This is a genomic window from Dactylosporangium sp. CA-139114, from assembly GCF_050955725.1.
Taxonomy (GTDB): Bacteria; Actinomycetota; Actinomycetes; order Mycobacteriales; family Micromonosporaceae; genus Dactylosporangium.
This window is the reverse complement of record NZ_CP192080.1, coordinates 8,751,553-8,767,301: the sequence shown is the minus strand read 5'-3', so window position 1 is coordinate 8,767,301 and position 15,749 is coordinate 8,751,553. Positions and strand designations below refer to the sequence as shown.

The following is a 15,749-nucleotide window of genomic DNA, read 5'->3' as shown; positions in this document are numbered from 1 at the left end:
CGTCCGTGAGCGAGTGGATGAGCGCCGAAGAGGCGGCCGAACGGCTGGGCGTCAAACCCGCGACGCTGTACGCGTACGTCAGCCGCGGCACCCTGACCCGCCGCAAGCACGAGGGCCGCAGCGTGTTCAACCGCACCGAGATCGAGGAGCTGGCCCGCCGGGGCCGGCCGCGGCGCCAGGCCGGCGCCACCGAGCTCGTCATCGAGTCGGCCATCACCATGCTCGGCGAGGACCGGCACTACTACCGCGGCCGCGAGGCGATCGCCCTGGCCGCGACGTGGCGCCTCGAGGAGACCGCGCTCTGGCTGTGGACCGGCGCCGAACCCGGGGCCGCCGCCGGCCGGGAGGCCGGCCGGGGCGCCAGCCGGGGCGCCAGCCGGGACGCCGACCGGGACGCGGCGCCCCAGGAGGGCCACGACTGGGAGGCCGCGCCGGACGCGCTCGCGGCGGCCCAGGAGGCGCAGCGCGGCCTCTCCGGCGACGTCCTGCCGCTCGAACGACTCCAGGTCATCGTCACCGCGCTCGCCGCCGCCGACCCCGTGCGGCACAACCTCGACCCGGCCGCCGTCGCGCAGACCGGCAAGGGGCTGATGGCCGGCATGGTCGACGCGCTGCCCGGCACCGACTCGAGCCCGACCTCCAGCCAGATCGCCAGCCCGGCCTCCCGGCAGCAATCCCGCCCGAACTCCCGGCAGCATGCCCGTCAAGATTCCCGCCAAGATTTCCGTCAAGATTCCCGCCAGGCCCAGTACAAGGGCCGCGACCGGGGCCTGCACACGCGGCTGTGGCGCAAGCTCGGCGCCGCCCGGGCCGAGGAGGGCCTGGCCGACGTGCTGCGCTTCGCCCTCGTGCTGCTCGCCGACCACGAGCTCGCCGCGTCCACGCTCGCGGCCCGCGTCGCGGCGTCGGTGCGCGCGGACCCGTACGCCGTCGTCACCACCGGCCTCGGCACCGTCAGCGGGGCCCTGCACGGCGGCGCGTCCCTCGGCGTCGAGTCGCTGCTCGCCGAGATCGCCGAGCCGGAGCGGGCCGCGCAGGCGATGGGGGAGCGGCTGCGCAGGGGCGAGCGCGTCGCCGGCTTCGGGCACGCCGTGTACCGCGCCGGCGACGCCCGCGGCGACGCGCTCATGGACCGCATCCGCGCCGCGGTGCCGGGCTACCCGCGCCTCGCCGTCGCCGAGGCGGTGCTGGAGGAGGCCCGCCGCCGCGCCCTGCCCGCCATGAACGTCGACTTCCCGCTCGGCGTGCTCACCCACCTGGCCGGCATGCCCCGCGGCGCCGGGGAGGCGATCTTCGGCCTTGCGCGCACGGCCGGCTGGCTCGCGCACGCGATGGAGGAGTACGCGAACCCCACCCGGCTGCGGCTGCGCGCCGCGTACACGGGGCCGCTGGCCTGACCGGGTCCGGCACCCTTCCCACGCCGGGCGGCCGAGCAACGGGATGCGCGCCGCCTGCACCCGGTCGCCGGTGTGACCGGTCCGGCGATCCTTCCGCGCCGTGGTGGCCGGCCGCCGGTGTGACCGGTCCGGCACCCTTCCCGGGCCGGGCGGGCCGAGCAAGGGGTGCGGATAACGGGGTGCGGGTCGATACAGTCGGTAGGTGACCACGGACAACCCGTTCTTCGCGCCGAGCGACCTGCCGTACCAGCTGCCGCCCTTCGACCGCATCGACGTCGAGCACTACCCGCCGGCCTTCGAGCGGGGCATGCGGGAGCAGCGCGCCGAGGTCGCCGCCATCGCCGCCGACCCGGCCCCGCCGACGTTCGAGAACACCCTGGTGGCCCTGGAGCGCTCGGGGCGGATCCTGCAGCGCGTCTCGGCCGCGTTCTTCACGCTGACGAGCTCGCACACGTCCGACCGGCTGCAGGAGATCGAAGCCGATGTCGTACCGCGGCTGTCGGCCCACAGCGACGCCATCATGCTCGATCCCGGGCTGTACGCGCGCGTCAAGGACCTGTACGAACGGCGCCACGAGCTCGGCCTGGACGCCGAGGGCGCCTGGCTGCTGGAGCGCTACCGCACCGAGTTCGTGCGGGCCGGCGCCGAGCTGTCCGAGGCCCAGCACGAGCGCCTGCGCGAGATCAACGCCGAGCTGGCCGGCCTCGCCACCGACTTCGGCAACCTCGTGCGCGACGACATGAAGGCCCGGGCCGTGATCGTCGAGGACGAGGCGGCCCTGGACGGGCTGTCCGCCGACGCCGTGGCCGCCGCGGCGGTCGCGGGCAAGGACCGGGGGCTCGACGGGCAGTACGTGCTCAACCTCGTCCTGCCCACCTCGCAGCCGCCGCTGGCCGCCCTGCACGACCGGGCCCTGCGCGAGCGCCTGCACGCCGCCTCCGTCGGCCGCGGGGCCGGCGGCGCCAACGACACCACCGGGCTGGTGCTGCGCATCGTGCGGCTGCGGGCCGAGCGGGCCCGGCTGCTGGGCTACGACCACCACGCCGCCTACAACATCTCCGACAACACCGCGCGCTCGGTGACCGCGGTCGAGGAGATGCTCGCCAAGCTCGTCCCGGCGGCGATGGCCAACGCCGCCACCGAGGCCGACGACCTGCAGGCCGTCATCGGCGACGCGTTCACGCTGCAGCCCTGGGACTGGGCGTACTACACCGAGCGCCTGCGCCGCGAGCGCTACGCGATCGACGAGAGCGAGCTGCGGCCGTACTTCGAGCTCGAGCGCGTCCTGCACGACGGGGTCTTCTTCGCCGCGGGGCAGCTGTACGGGCTGCGCTTCAGCGAACGGCCGGACCTGCACGCGTACCATCCGGACGCCCGCGTCTTCGAGGTCTTCGACCATGACGGGAGCCCGCTCGGGCTCTACATCGGCGACTTCTTCACCCGCGCGTCCAAGCGCGGCGGGGCCTGGGCGAACGCGCTGGTGCCGCAGGCGCGGCTGTTCGGCACGTCCCCGGTGGTGTGCAACAACCTCAACATCAACCGGGCGCCGGAGGGGGAGCCGACGCTGCTCACCCTCGACGAGGTGCGCACCCTGTTCCACGAGTTCGGGCACGCGCTGCACACGCTGTTCTCGTCGGTGCAGTACCCGAAGTTCGCCGGCACGCGGGTGCCGCGGGACTTCGTGGAGTACCCGTCGCAGGTCAACGAGGTGTGGATGCTCTGGCCGGAGGTGCTGGAGCACTACGCCCGCCACCACGTCACCGGCGACCGCCTCCCGCAGGAGGTCGTGGACCGGCTCCAGGCGGCCGAGCAGTTCAACAAGGGGTTCGCGACGGTGGAGTACCTGGCCGCGACCCTGCTCGACCTCGCGTGGCACACGCTGGACGTGGAGGCGGCCGAGGCCGTCACCGACGTCGTGGCCTTCGAGGCCGAGGCGCTGGAGCGCGCCGGGGTGGCGACGCCGTTCGTACCGCCCCGCTACCGCACGCCCTACTTCGCGCACATCTTCAGCGGGGCCGCGTACAGCGCCGGCTACTACTCGTACATCTGGAGCGAGGTCCTCGACGCCGACACCGTCGACTGGCTCACCGAGCGCGGGGGACTGCGCCGCGACAGCGGCGACGCGTTCCGTGACGGACTCCTGGCGCGGGGCGGCAGCGCCGACTCGATGGAGGTGTACCGCGCCTTCCGTGGCCGCGACCCCCTCATCGAGCCGCTGCTCAAGCGCCGTGGGCTGCTCGGCGACGCGAAATCGTGACGCAGCGTGAAGGTTCTCGGATTCCTTAGGTTTTGTTAAAGGAGACGGATCCCGCCTTTCGGTACGGGCGCCACGTTCGTAAGCTGTCGCGGTGCGTGGCGCCACCCCCCGGCGTAGGCGCGCGGCCGGTCGCCGTCTGCATCTGAGCAGAATGGTGCTCCTCGCCGCGGTCAGCCTCGTCGCTTCGTTGATCAGTGTCGGTGTGTCGTGGGCGATCTTCCCGGCGCAGCCGCCGGCTCCGGTCGCGGACGACACGAGCTTCGACTCCGCGAAGTTCTACGAGACCCACGCCCGCGCGAACGCGGCCCGCGGCGCGGCCCAGGCGGCCCTGCCCGGCCAGCCGCTGGTGCCGAAGCCGGTGGCAGGCTTGAATCAGGCCCAGACCAACAACGCCTACATCGTCGTCGAGGTGGCCAGGCAGATGGGCCTGCCGGAGCGCGCGATGGTCGTGGCGATCGCGACGGCGCTGCAGGAGACGTACCTGAAGAACCTCGCGAACCCGAAGGTCCCCGCGTCGATGAAGCTCCCGCACGAGGGCACCGGGACGAATTACGATTCTGTGGGAATCTTCCAGCAGCGGGTGAGCATCTGGGGCACACCGGAGCAGCTCATGGACCCGGCCTTCGCATCCGCCAAGTTCTACACAAAACTCCAGAAGGTCGGCGGCTGGGAAAGAATGAGCGTGACGAACGCGGCCCAGGCCGTGCAGCGCAGCGCCTTCGCGAGCGCCTACGCCAAGCACGCGACCACTGCCCAGAAAATCGTCGACGAACTGACCGCGGGCGACTGACCCGGCCATTCGACTGATATTTTCGCCATGTGCGCGGGTGGGCTGCGCGGGTCGTATTATCGGCTGCATTCTGGAATCATTGTTTCGTGGGCCAGATGCAATTGTTCAGCTCGCGAGAATTGGCTACGATGCGGGACCGGACGAAGGCCCGGAACTGGTGGCCGGGAAAGGACGAATTCCGCCGGGAACAGCAACGGCGGCGTGATTACGGTTTGATGAGACGGCACGCGGAGAAGCTCCGCCGGCTCCACGGCCCCGCAATGCTCACAGCGGAACCACCCACGCCGACGGGGCCCACACCGCCGCCCGCTCCTGTGTCCAAGCCGCCAGCGCCAGCGCCGCTCACACCCGCACCCACTCCCACGCCGCCCGTGCCCGCGCCGCTCGTGCCCGCGCCGCTCGTGCCCGCGCCGCTCGTGCCCGCGCCCGCCCCGTCCGCGTCCGTGTCTGCGCCGTTCGCGTCGCTCGTGCCCGTGGCCGTGCCGCTCGTGTCTGCGCCCACGCCGCTCGTGCCCGCGCCCGCCCCGTCCGCGTCCGTGTCTGCGCCGTTCGCGTCGCTCGTGCCCGTGGCCGTGCCGCTCGTGTCTGCGCCCACGCCGCCCGTGCCCGCGCCGCTCGTGCCCGCGCCCGCCCCGTCCGCGTCCGTGTCTGCGCCGTTCGCGTCGCTCGTGCCCGTGGCCGTGCCGCTCGTGTCTGCGCCCACGCCGCCCGCGCCGCCCACGCCGCCCACGCCGCCCGCGCCGCCCGCGCCGTTCGTGCCGTTCGTGCCCACGTCCGCGCTGTCCGTGCCCGCGTCGGCCACTCCTGTGTCGCCCGCGTCTGTGCCGTCGGCGCCCGTGTCCCTCGGGCTGCTCGGGGTGATCTCCGCCCGCCTCGCCGCCGTCGCTGGCCGCGGCGAGCGCCTCGGCCTCGGCTTGGCGACGTGGCGGCTCGATCGGCTGCCGTGCCGCGTCCGGGCCGCCGTCGCCGCGTCGAGGCGCGCGTTCTCGGCCCCGCCCATCTGCTCCTCCTCGCGCGGGCCGCCCGCGTCCGCGCCGCTCGCGTCCGCGCCGCTCGCGTCCGCGCCGCTCGCGTCCGCGCCGCTCGCGTCCGCGCCGCTCGCGTCCGCGCCGCTCGCGTCCGCGCCGCCCGCGTCCGCGCCGCCCGCGTCTGCGCCGCCCGCGTCCGCGCCGCCCGCGTCTGCGCCGCCCGCGTCTGCGCCGCCCGCGTCTGCGCCGCCCGTGTCTGCGCCGCCCGTGTCTGCGCCGTCCGCGTCGCTCGTGTCCGTGGCCGCGCCGCCCGCGTCCGCGCCGCTCGTGTCTGCGCCGTCCGCGTCGCTCGTGTCCGTGGCCGCGCCGCCCGCGTCCGCGCCGCTCGTGTCTGCGCCGTCCGCGTCGCTCGTGTCCGTGGCCGTGCCGCTCGTGCCCACGTCCGCGCTGTCCGTGCCCGCGTCGGCCACTCCTGTGTCGCCCGCGTCTGTGCCGTCGGCGCCCGTGTCCCTCGGGCTGCTCGGGGTGATCTCCGCCCGCCTCGCCGCCGTCGCTGGCCGCGGCGAGCGCCTCGGCCTCGGCTTGGCGACGTGGCGGCTCGATCGGCTGCCGTGCCGCGTCCGGGCCGCCGTCGCCGCGGCAAGGCGCGCGTTCTCGGCCCCGCCCACCTACGCCTCCTCGCGCGGGCCGCCCACGTCCGCGGCGTCCGTGCCGCTCGTGCCCGTGGCCGTGCCGCTCGTGTGCCGCTTGCGTCTGGGCCGTCTGTGCCGTTCGTGTCCGTGGCCGTGCCGCTTGCGTCTGGGCCGTCTGTGCCGTTCGTGCGCGTGGCCGTGCCGCTTGCGTCTGGGCCGTCCGTGCCGTTCGTGCGCGTGGCCGCGCCGTTCGCGTCTGGGCCGTTCGCGCCCTCAGTGCCCACGTCCGCGTCTGCGTCGCCCACGTTCGCGGCCGTCCGCCGCGCTCCCGCCACCACCGTGACCGTCAGCGCCGAGCCGCCCGCTCAATCGTCAAGGCTGCGTGTCGGCCGTGGAACTTCGTGCCGGACCTGCCGCTGCCTCCAAACGAGCCCGGGCTCAAGGTCGGCTGTGGGTCATCACCATCAGACAACCTTCGCCGGCCGGCGAAGTTGGCCGCGGCATCCTGAGCCAGGCGAAAAGCAGCACTGGTCCAACCAGTTGATGAGTGGCAGACTCCCGGGGCATGGAGTTCGTCCCCGCCGCCCGCACCTCGGTCTCCGACCACGTCTTCGCGCAGCTCCGCGACGCCATCCTCGCCGGTGACTACCAGCCCGGCGCGAGTCTGCCCAGCGAACGCGAGCTCGCGGCCGTCTTCGAGGTCAACCGGCACGCGGTGCGCGAGGCGCTGCGCAGGCTCCAGCAGCTCGGCCTGGTCCGCGTGGCCCAGGGCGGCGCCACGAGGGTCCTGGACTGGCGTGAGCACGCCGGCCTCGACCTCGCCATGGCCGCCGGTGCCCAGGATCGTCTCCCCGTCGAGCACCTGGTCCGCGACGTGCTCGAGATGCGGGCCTGCCTCGGGGCCGACGCCGCGCGGCTGTGTGCTCAGCGGGGCAGCGCGGCGGGCAAGGCCGCGGTCCGCGCGGCGATCGAAGCCTACGCGGCCGAGGCGCCCGACCTGGAGCGGATGGGCGCCGCGAATATCACGCTGTGGCGGGCGGTCCTGCTCGGCAGCGGCAACACCGCCTACCTGCTGGCCTTCAACAGTCTCGTCGGCGGCGCGCTCGCCGTCGGGCGGGTGCCCGCCGCCCACCGGACCGCCGAGCTGCTCGACATCGCCGGGCACCGCCGCCTCGGCGAGTGTATCGAGGCCGGTGACGGCGCCGCCGCCCAGCGCCAGGCCGAGACGCTGCTCAACGCCCCCATCCGGAAGAAGGGACGAATCGTCGCATGATCCCCGCCGTGTTGTACGCCGTGCCGGCGTTCCTGCTGCTGATGGTCGTGGAGGCGGTCTCGTACCGCTTCCTGCCCGACGACGACGAGCGCGGCTACGAGGTCCGCGACACCGCCACGAGCCTGTCGATGGGCCTGGGCAGCCAGATCATCGGCGTGCCCTGGAAGCTCGTCGTCGCGGTCGCCTTCGCCGGGCTCTACGTGCTGACCCCGCTGCGGATGGACCCGCACAGCCCGTGGACGTGGGCGGTGCTCTTCCTCGCCGACGACCTCGCGTACTACTGGTTCCACCGCCTGCACCACGAGGTCCGCGTCTTCTGGGCCGGGCACGTGGTGCACCATTCGAGCGTGTTCTTCAACCTCAGCACGGCGCTGCGCCAGAGCTGGACGCCGATGACCGCCACGCCCTTCTGGCTGTTCCTGCCGCTGCTGGGCATCCCGCCGTGGATGGTCTTCCTGCAGCAGTCGATCAGCCTGGCGTACCAGTTCTTCCTGCACAGCGAGCGGGTGAACCGGCTCTGGGCGCCGATCGAGTGGGTCTTCAACACGCCCTCGCACCACCGCGTGCACCACGGCGCCAACCAGGAGTACCTCGACCGCAACTACGGCGGCATCCTCATCGTCTGGGACCGGATCTTCGGCACCTTCGAGCCCGAGCGCGCCGCGGTCCGCTACGGCCTGACGAAGAACATCGCCACCTACAACCCGCTGCGGGTCGCCACCCACGAGTACGCGGCCATCTGGTCCGACGTGCGCCGCGCGACCCGCTGGAGCGACCGGCTCCGGTTCGTGTTCGGCCGCCCCGGCTGGCAGCCGTCGACGTGCAGCTGAGGCTCTTCTGGGCGGCCGTCGCCGTCGAGCTGCTCGGCGTCGCCACGGACCAGCACGTCCTGCAGTGGATCGCCAAGCCCCTGATCGCGCCTCTGCTGCTGTGGTACCTCCACCAGCGCGGCCCGATCGCGACGGCCCTGGTGTTCGCGACCATCGGCGACATCGTGCTGCTGATCCCGGGGAAGGTGCCGTTCCTGCTGGGCATGGCCGCGTTCCTCGGCACCCAGACAGCGCTGCTCGCCGGGTTCCTGCGCCGCGGGCGGCCGCGAGCACTCGCCGTCGCCGGGTACGCGGTGGTCTGGGCCGGGGCCAACGCCGCCCTCTGGGGGCAGCTCGGCGCGCTGCGGGGCCCCATCCTGGGGTACAGCCTCGCCCTGGCCGCCATGGCCTGCGCCGCGACCGGCGTGAACGCCCGCACCGGCCTCGGCGGCGCGCTGTTCCTCGTCTCCGACCTGCTCATCGGCGTCGGCGCGGCCGGGCGGGACTTCCCCGGCCGGGACCTCGTGGTGATGGCGACCTACGCGTCCGCCCTGTACCTCATCGTCACGGCCGCCGTCAGTGCGCGTGCGCCGGAACCGAGACCCGCAGCACGTCGGTGAGGGCGGGGATCTCGTCGCCGGGGGAGTACTCGAACCGCACCCGCACCTCGTCGCCGGTGAGCACCTCGACCGGCTCGCTCACCGGCACGACGAGGTAGTTCATGGTCCAGTCGACGCTGCCGGCCGGCTCGTACAGCAGGGTCAGGAGGTTCTTCGTGACGAGCCGGACCGCGTTGACCACGGCCGGCCGCTCGGCCACGAACGTCAGGTCGGCCGCGCACCGCGACGGCAGCGGTTCGGAGTAGAAGAACTGCTGGAACACCTGCGGCGGCGCGGCCTCCACCGTGCGCGGCTGGACGCTCTCCGGCAGCTGGAACACCGGCGCCGGCACCGTGTACCCCATGTACGTGAAGTCCTGCTCGACCGGCTGGACCGCCTGCACGCACGCCTCGGGCAGGAACCGGGGCAGCGGCCCGCCCACGTGGTGCAGGTAGCGGCGCTTGAACGCGGCCAGCACCTCGATCTGGCGCTCCCGCAGCAGCCCGACGTGCAGCATCTCGCACATCACCAGGTCCACGGGCTCGTCGGGCAGGTAGTCGCGGGCGTCGGCGTGCAGGATGCGCACCGCGTCGCCGGTCGCGGCCCGCAGCGCGGCCCGGGCGGCGGCGTAGACCCGCGGCTCGCGCTCGATCGCGGTCACGACGGCGCCCGCGCGGGCGGCGAAGTAGCTGAGCACCCCGGTGCCGGCGCCGAGGTCGAGCACCCGCATCCCCGGCCGCACGCTCCGGGCGATCGCGTCGGCGAAGGCCCGCATGCGGCGCTCGTCGGTGAGCAGCAGCGCCTGGTACTGCAGCGGGATGATGTCGGCCGGGAACCCCGTGTACTCGGTGCTGAGGTGCTCCATGGGCACAGGGTAGTCGCGGCGACTACGCAGCGTCGTCGGTTTTGTGGAGGTCCAGCCCGTCCCAGCCCGCGTATCCGCGCGGCCGCCGCGACCGCCGGCGCCGCCCGCGCACGAGGAACCAGACCGGCCCGGCCAGCACCGCCCCGGCGACCACGTCGAGCAGGCGGTTGTGCCCTGTCGGCACCATGGTCAGCACCATTGCCATCGCCGTGACCGCCACGATCGCGGCCATCTTCACCGTGAGGCCCATGAGAAGACCTTCGCCCCGGGCGGACGAGAAACAATCCGGGTCGATGCCCCTACTTTTCCCCGATGTTCTTCAGGGGCGTCGGGTCCTCGATGTTCGCCGGCGCGTTCCACTTCTGCAGCTTCGAGCCGTCGCACGCGGCCACGACCAGCTTGCTCACCGTGGTGCTGCCCTTGAAGATGTCGCCCGGGGGCAGCTTCGGGTCGTCGAGGTTCGTCGGCGTCAGGCACATGCCGTTGTGGTCCTTGATGACATAGCTCGCGCCGTACGTCGTCTCCTGGTACGACACCGTCCACAGCGTGCCCGCGTCGGTCGTGGCCGGGCACGCCTTCATCGTCACGAAGTACGAGGCCGCCCCCGGCTCGGCGGTCGTCATGCACACGTTCTGCTTGGTCTTGGAGCTGTCGTACGTCCAGATCTGCCCGGTAATGCTGCCGAGCCCGGTCCCGGTCGCAGGGATGTTCCACCGCTGGTTCCAGCCGACGCTGAGCGGGTTCGGCGCCTGCTTGCACGGCCACACGATGATGTACCCGATCGTGATGTCGAAGTTCGTGACGTCGATGCACCGGCCGAACTGCTTGAAGTTGACGATCTGATAGGGCGGCCCGGCCGCCCCGGCGCCGACCGACGCCTCCGGCGCGAACGTGCGCGTGTTGTCCGCGGCGCCGCCGCACGCGACGAGCTCCACGAACGCGCCCGGCGTGCTGCCGGACTTGGCGTGGAAGCAGAAGCTGCCGAGGCTCGAGCCGTTGGACGCGGTGCTCTGGAAGTTGGAGCTGTCGTTGATGCTCCAGCGCTGGTAGTACGGGATCGTCGGCGACCCGCACACCTGGAACTGCACCAGCGTGCCCGAGACCGGGCTGTCGCCCGAGTCCAGGCACATGCCCAGCGGGTTGGCCGCGGTCTTCGAGGAGACCAGCTGCAGCGTCAGGTTCTTGGTGTACGCGAACGTCTGCCGCGCGCTGCCGGTGCTGCACGGCTGCGTGGTGACGTTCGTGCCGACGGCCGGCGAGCCGGAGCCCGCGTCGAGGCAGTACGCGCCGCCGTAGAACTTGACCAGGCCGCCCTCGATGTTCTCGTTGGTGAAGCGGAACACGTAGGTGGCGTTCAGCGTGCGCGAGGCGGCCGGGTCGAACGCCTGGCCCGGGTTGCCCTTGGCCGTGCCGGTCGCCGTGATCACCGCGAACGAGGGCACGCTGACGAGGTGCCCGGCCCGGGTCGCGCACGGCAGCGCGGTCTTGCTCGAGTCCTGGAAGACGACCGACACCTTGTACCGCCCGGGCAGCCCGCCGCCGACGGTGCCCAGCAGCGGGTCGGCGGCCGGCAGGCACAGCAGGTTGGCGATCGTGCCCGCCGACGCACGGATGCTGCCCAGCACCACGTCGATCCCGGCCTGCGCGGCGTGCAGCGCCTTGGCCCGCTCGACCGTCTCGGCGGTGTCGCGCAGCTGGGTGATCACGATCGGCACCATGAGCGTCGACAGCGAGGTGCCGACGAGCGTGAGCATCATCGCCAGCGGCAGCGACCCGTCGTCGCGCCGCAGCGCCCGCAGCAGCCTCCGGAGCATGTCAGAGCCTCGCTTCCGGGCAGATCGTGTTCGGGTCCGTGCTCGCCTTGCTGTTCAGCGCGGTGAACGTCAGGTCGGTGCTGGCCGTGGTCTGCCCGCGGCCCGGGTTGGACCGCACGATGAGCAGGATCCGCAGCCGCTGGAACGCGGTGTTCTCGGTCGGCGCGATGATCGTGAAGGTGCTCCTGGGGTCCGCGGGCCGCGGCGGGGCGACGACGACGCCGGAGGCCAGCACCGCCCACGTGTTCTGCGGCTTCTGCCCGGTCGGCCACACCTGCCGGCGCAGCGTTCCGGCGGCCGCGTAGAGCTCCAGCTGGGCACACTCGGGCGTGCCGCTGGCCGTGCCGGTGTTGACGTACTCGACGAACACGTTGCCGGCGGCGTCGGCGTGGATCGGCCCGAACCCGGCGGAGTAGCGCAGCTCCCGGTCCAGGCGCAGGAACGCGTTGTTGAGCTGCGCCTGGGTCATCGCGACGAGCTCGTTCTTGTTGCTGGCCTGGAACAGCTGCACGACCCCGGTCGTGAAGATGGCCATGACCATCGACATGATCCCGGTCGTGACCGCCAGCTCGGCGAGCGTCACCCCGCGGTCGTCGCCCGGGCGCGCGGCCCGGCGGATGCGTTGCATCAGGCTCATGTGATCGTCCAGGTGAAGGCGAACGAGGAGGTGGCGCCGGTCTTGTCCGTCACCGTGAGGAGCACGACCCAGGCGCCCTGCGTGGTCGGGGTGCCGGTGATGGTGCCCGTGGTCGTGTTCAGCGAGAGGCCGGTCGGCAGGTTCGTGACGGCCGTGGCGGTCCAGGTGTACGGCGTGGTGCCGCCCGTCGCCACCGGGGTGAAGGTGAGCGCCGTGTTCTTCGGGCTCGACTTGTCCGGCGCGCTCACCGCCGGCGTGGTGATCTTCAGCCCCGACGGGACGGTCACGTTGACCGGCACGACGGTCGAGTTCGTGACGCCGTTGCTGTCCTTGACGTTGACGGTCACGAGGAACCGCGTGCCGCTCGTGACCTTCCCCGTGACCAGGCCCGCGGCGCTCATCGAGAGGCCCGGGGGCAAGTTCGGCGACGAGAACGTGTAGCCGCCCGAGCCGCCGGCCGCGACCACCGAGCCGCTGTACGACGCGTCCTTGGTCAGGGCGATCGGCGTCGAGGCGTTGGGGTACTGCACCGCGACCTTCGTGTTCCACTTGAACGTCACCGAGGACTTCTGGCCGAAGGAGTCGGTGACGCCGACGGTCACGTTCGCGACCGCGGCGGCGCCGGAGGCGGTCGTCGTGCCCTTGATGACCCCGGTGGCCGAGTCGATCGTCAGGCCGGCCGGCAGCCCGGCCGCCGTCCAGGCCAGCTTCGGCGTCCCGCCGGGCAGCGGCACCTGGAACGACACCACCGACCCCGCGTCGAAGGTCTGGTCCGGCACCACGAGCTTCGGCAGCGGGTTCACCACCCAGTTGAACGAGGCGTCGTTCGTGCTCGCGTTGTCCTTGACGATCACGCGGACCACGTAGGTGCCGGCCGCGGTCGGGGTGCCGCTCATGAGCCCGGCGTCGTTGATGGTGATGCCCGGCGGCAGGCCCTCCGCCGACCAGGTCAGCGGCGGGTAGGAGCTGCTCGCGGTCAGCCGCACCGGCAGCGCCGGGACGTTCAGGTCGCTGGCCTGGTTGCCGGGGTTGTCCGGCAGGGGCGGGGCGACCGTGACGCTCGGGTTGAACACCGGGTCGACGGTCGACGAGGCGACGAGGGTGTCGGTGATGTACGAACACTGCCCGCCGGCGCAGGCCCTCGAGTTCTGCCAGGTGATGGCGACGACGACCCGGAAGAAGGAGAGCGGGTTGGGCACGCCCGCCGACAGCAGGCAGGGCGCGCCCGAGCCGAGCTTCGGGTCCATCACGCAGCTGCCGAGGAACCAGTGCCGCTTGAACACGGCGTCGTTCACCGTCAGCTGCTCGGGCACGACCGGCAGCGCCGGGTTGAGGCTGCTCGCGCCGGCCGGCAGCGTCGGGTCCGACACCATCGTCATCGTCGTGGCGAGCGAGCCGAGGTCCAGGTTGGGCACGACGTCGGTGCTCAGCTGCGTGGCGACGTCCTTGGCGCTGCGCCCGGCCGCGAGGGCCGAGCCGGGCAGCGACTTGACCAGCTCGATGCCGTCGCTGGCCAGCCGGATGGCCATCTGCAGGCCGCGTTCCTTGTTGACGGTGTTGGTCGTGGACACGAAGAACGTGGTCAGCGCCGTCATCACCACGCCCATGATGGCGATCGAGGTGAGCGTCTCGACCAGGCTGAACCCGTCGTCGCGGGGGTGCGGCACGAAACCGTCGCGGTGGAGCTTCATCGCCTCTGCCTGCTAGCTCAGCGGGGCGTAGAACGCCTGGAGGTTGATGGTGACGTTGGACTTGTCGCTGCCCGTGCTCGTCGGGGCGACGTTGATGCTGCTGATGAGCACCGCCCGGGGCTGGGCCACCTGCAGCTGGTCGAGGAAGGGGTTGAGCTTGCCCGTCGGGCCCGCCACGGTGAGGCTCACCGGCAGCGCGTACACCTCGAAACCCACCAGCGTCTTGAGGTCCACGGCGGAGCCGACCGAGACGCCGCTGACGGTCACGCCGGTCAGCTCGCCGGCCGACTGCAGCTCGCGCAGCAGGTCCGAGGCCCGGTCGGTGTCGGGCAGCGCCGCCTGGTCCTTGGCCAGCGCGGCCTTGAACTCCTCGATGTGATCGTGCTGCTTGGCCAGCGTCGCCAGCTCGCGCCGCTGCTGGTCCACCTTCAGCTGCGCGTCGGCGGCGTCGGCCCGGATGGTGTCGGTGTCCTGCTGCTCCGGGCGGATGAAGAACAGGAAACCGAACGCGACCACGACGAGCGCGAAGAACGCGCCGCCGAGCAGCCACAGGCGATCGTGTCGCATCACTTGCTCCCGGTGGGGCTCGCCGACGGCGCGGCACTGGTGAACCGGCCGCCGAGCGCGGCCCGGGTGATGTCGACGCGGATGGTGAACGACACCCCGTCGACCTCTTGCGTCGCGTCCGACGGGAACGGGTTGGTCACGCCGGGGACGCCGTTGAGCGCGTCCACGTACGCGGCGACGGCCGCCTTCGTCGGCGCCTTGCCGGTCAGCGTGACGGTGCCGATGATGTCGCCCTTGTTCTGCCCGGCCAGCGACTCCTGGTTCAGCGACGCGGTGATGCCGCTGAGCGTGACGTTCTTCGCGGCCGCGGTGGTGCGCAGCGAGGCCAGCATCTTCGACCAGGACAGGTCGTAGCCGAGCACCTTCTCGAGCCGATCGTTGATCTTGCCGGAGTCCGCCTGGACGCGGGTCAGCTCGTCGTACTGCTTGTGCCGCTGCCGCGTCAGGTCCTGGCTGGTGTCGAGGATGCTCTGCCGGTCCTCGTTGGCCTGGGTGTGCTCGTGCACCGTGACGCCGTACCAGCCCACGACCAGCGCGGCGACCGCCACGACGCCGGAGATGACCAGGCGGCGCACGCGGCGCACGTGCCGGGTCTCGGAGATCTCCAGCGGCAGCAGGTCGGCCGCGATGGGCAGGATGCGGAACGTGCGCGCGGTCGCGTCCGGGAACGCCGGGTGCGGCGCCCCCTTGCGCGCCGCCGGGCCCGGGGCCGCCTCGGTCGCCACGGCGGGCTGCTGCCGCGCGGTGGCCGCGGTCGGCACGGCGGGCTGCCGCGCGGTGGCCTCGGCCGCCACGACGGGCTGCCGCGCGGTGGCCGCAGTCGGCAGGACGGGCTGCCGCGCGGTGGCCGCGGCCGCCACGGCGGGCTGCCGCGCGGTGGCCTCGGTCGGCACGACGGGCACCGGCGCGGTGGGCTCCTCGACGGCCGGGATCGGGGCCGTCTGCGCCACGACCGGCTCGACCATGGGCTCCCAGGTCGGCTCGGCCACCGTCTCGGCCGGCATCGGCACCGGCGGCACCGGGACCGGTGGCACCGATACAGCCGGCACCGATGCAGCCGGCACCGATGCAGCCGGCACCGATGCAGCCGGCACCGATGCAGCCGGCACCGATGCAGCCGGCACCGATGCAGCCGGCACCGATGCAGCCGGCACCGACACCGGTGGCATCGCCACGGCGGGCGTCCGCACCGGCGGCACGGGAGCCGGGGGCGCGGTGACCGGTTCGACGGCGACCGGCTCGGCGGGGATGTCGAGGGTCGGCGTGCGCTCCCAGCGCCCCGCCGCGGGGGGCGGTGGCGGGGCAGGCGCGCCCCACGAGGGTAGGGCGGTGCGCAGGCCCTCGGGCGCGGCCGGCGCGCGCGTGTGCGCCTCCAGCACGTCGACGGGCGCGGTGAGCGGGTCGAACCCGCCGGACGGGGCCGGTGACGCGAGGATCGCGGTCTCGGCCG

At 72.9% G+C, this 15,749-nt stretch carries 14 protein-coding genes; 6 read left to right on the top strand and 8 right to left on the bottom strand.

The genetic code is table 11. The features are described 5' to 3' along the window. Nucleotides 1–5: 5 nt before the first annotated feature. From ACQP2P_RS39285 to ACQP2P_RS39275, 3 genes are all read left to right on the top strand, one after another. Entirely contained in the window at nt 6–1,397 is a 1,392-nt protein-coding gene (locus ACQP2P_RS39285) for a citrate synthase (protein ID WP_433609777.1), read from the top strand. 202 nt (nt 1,398–1,599) lie between these two features. After that, nucleotides 1,600–3,654 (top strand): M3 family metallopeptidase, encoded by a 2,055-nt coding sequence (locus ACQP2P_RS39280; protein WP_433609775.1) that lies wholly within the window; start codon nt 1,600–1,602, stop codon nt 3,652–3,654. Between the two features lie 151 nt (nt 3,655–3,805). Next, nucleotides 3,806–4,444 carry a hypothetical protein gene (locus tag ACQP2P_RS39275; RefSeq protein WP_433609773.1) on the top strand — a complete coding sequence of 213 codons (639 nt, stop codon included), beginning with the start codon at nt 3,806–3,808 and terminating at the stop codon, nt 4,442–4,444. Nucleotides 4,445–4,649: 205 nt separating this feature from the next. Here ACQP2P_RS39275 and ACQP2P_RS39270 read toward each other — a convergent pair whose 3' ends face one another. Further along, a complete protein-coding gene (locus ACQP2P_RS39270; RefSeq protein ID WP_433609771.1) occupies nt 4,650–5,882 on the bottom strand; it encodes a pentapeptide repeat-containing protein in 1,233 nt (410 codons plus the stop codon). A 727-nt stretch (nt 5,883–6,609) separates the two neighbouring features. Between ACQP2P_RS39270 and ACQP2P_RS39265 the strand changes: the two genes are divergently transcribed. The 3 genes from ACQP2P_RS39265 to ACQP2P_RS39255 are packed head-to-tail and all read left to right on the top strand — an operon-like array spanning nt 6,610 to nt 8,746. After that, complete coding sequence (locus ACQP2P_RS39265; RefSeq protein WP_433609769.1) at nt 6,610–7,317, top strand: FadR/GntR family transcriptional regulator; 708 nt, start codon at nt 6,610–6,612, stop codon at nt 7,315–7,317. Between the two features lie 8 nt (nt 7,318–7,325). After that, nucleotides 7,326–8,147 carry a sterol desaturase family protein gene (locus ACQP2P_RS39260; RefSeq protein WP_433609767.1) on the top strand — a complete coding sequence of 274 codons (822 nt, stop codon included), beginning with the start codon at nt 7,326–7,328 and terminating at the stop codon, nt 8,145–8,147. Beyond that, nucleotides 8,138–8,746 (top strand): lysoplasmalogenase, encoded by a 609-nt coding sequence (locus ACQP2P_RS39255; protein ID WP_433609765.1) that lies wholly within the window; start codon nt 8,138–8,140, stop codon nt 8,744–8,746. The genes ACQP2P_RS39260 and ACQP2P_RS39255 overlap by 10 nt, the downstream gene beginning before the upstream one ends. Here the strand turns inward: ACQP2P_RS39255 and ACQP2P_RS39250 are convergent. The 7 genes from ACQP2P_RS39250 to ACQP2P_RS39220 form a co-directional block, all read right to left on the bottom strand. Then, nucleotides 8,703–9,590: a methyltransferase domain-containing protein gene (locus ACQP2P_RS39250; protein ID WP_433609763.1), complete on the bottom strand. Its 888-nt coding sequence runs from the start codon at nt 9,588–9,590 to the stop codon at nt 8,703–8,705. The two genes, ACQP2P_RS39255 and ACQP2P_RS39250, sit on opposite strands and share 44 nt — an antisense overlap. Before the next feature lie 22 nt (nt 9,591–9,612). Further along, complete coding sequence (locus ACQP2P_RS39245; protein WP_433609761.1) at nt 9,613–9,840, bottom strand: hypothetical protein; 228 nt, start codon at nt 9,838–9,840, stop codon at nt 9,613–9,615. 49 nt (nt 9,841–9,889) lie between these two features. After that, entirely contained in the window at nt 9,890–11,404 is a 1,515-nt protein-coding gene (locus tag ACQP2P_RS39240) for an RICIN domain-containing protein (RefSeq protein WP_433609759.1), read from the bottom strand. A 1-nt stretch (nt 11,405) separates the two neighbouring features. Next, nucleotides 11,406–12,041 carry a hypothetical protein gene (locus ACQP2P_RS39235; protein ID WP_433609757.1) on the bottom strand — a complete coding sequence of 212 codons (636 nt, stop codon included), beginning with the start codon at nt 12,039–12,041 and terminating at the stop codon, nt 11,406–11,408. After that, on the bottom strand, nt 12,038–13,732 hold the full coding sequence (locus ACQP2P_RS39230) for a putative Ig domain-containing protein (protein ID WP_433609755.1): 1,695 nt from the start codon (nt 13,730–13,732) through the stop codon (nt 12,038–12,040). The genes ACQP2P_RS39235 and ACQP2P_RS39230 overlap by 4 nt, the downstream gene beginning before the upstream one ends. Before the next feature lie 12 nt (nt 13,733–13,744). Further along, nucleotides 13,745–14,299, bottom strand: coding sequence for a type 4a pilus biogenesis protein PilO (gene pilO, locus ACQP2P_RS39225; RefSeq protein WP_433609753.1), 555 nt, complete (start codon nt 14,297–14,299; stop codon nt 13,745–13,747). Between the two features lie 442 nt (nt 14,300–14,741). After that, the gene (locus ACQP2P_RS39220) at nt 14,742–15,401 is read right to left on the bottom strand and encodes a hypothetical protein (protein ID WP_433619446.1); all 660 of its coding nucleotides are present in this window, start codon (nt 15,399–15,401) and stop codon (nt 14,742–14,744) included. Between the last annotated feature and the right edge of the window lie 348 nt (nt 15,402–15,749).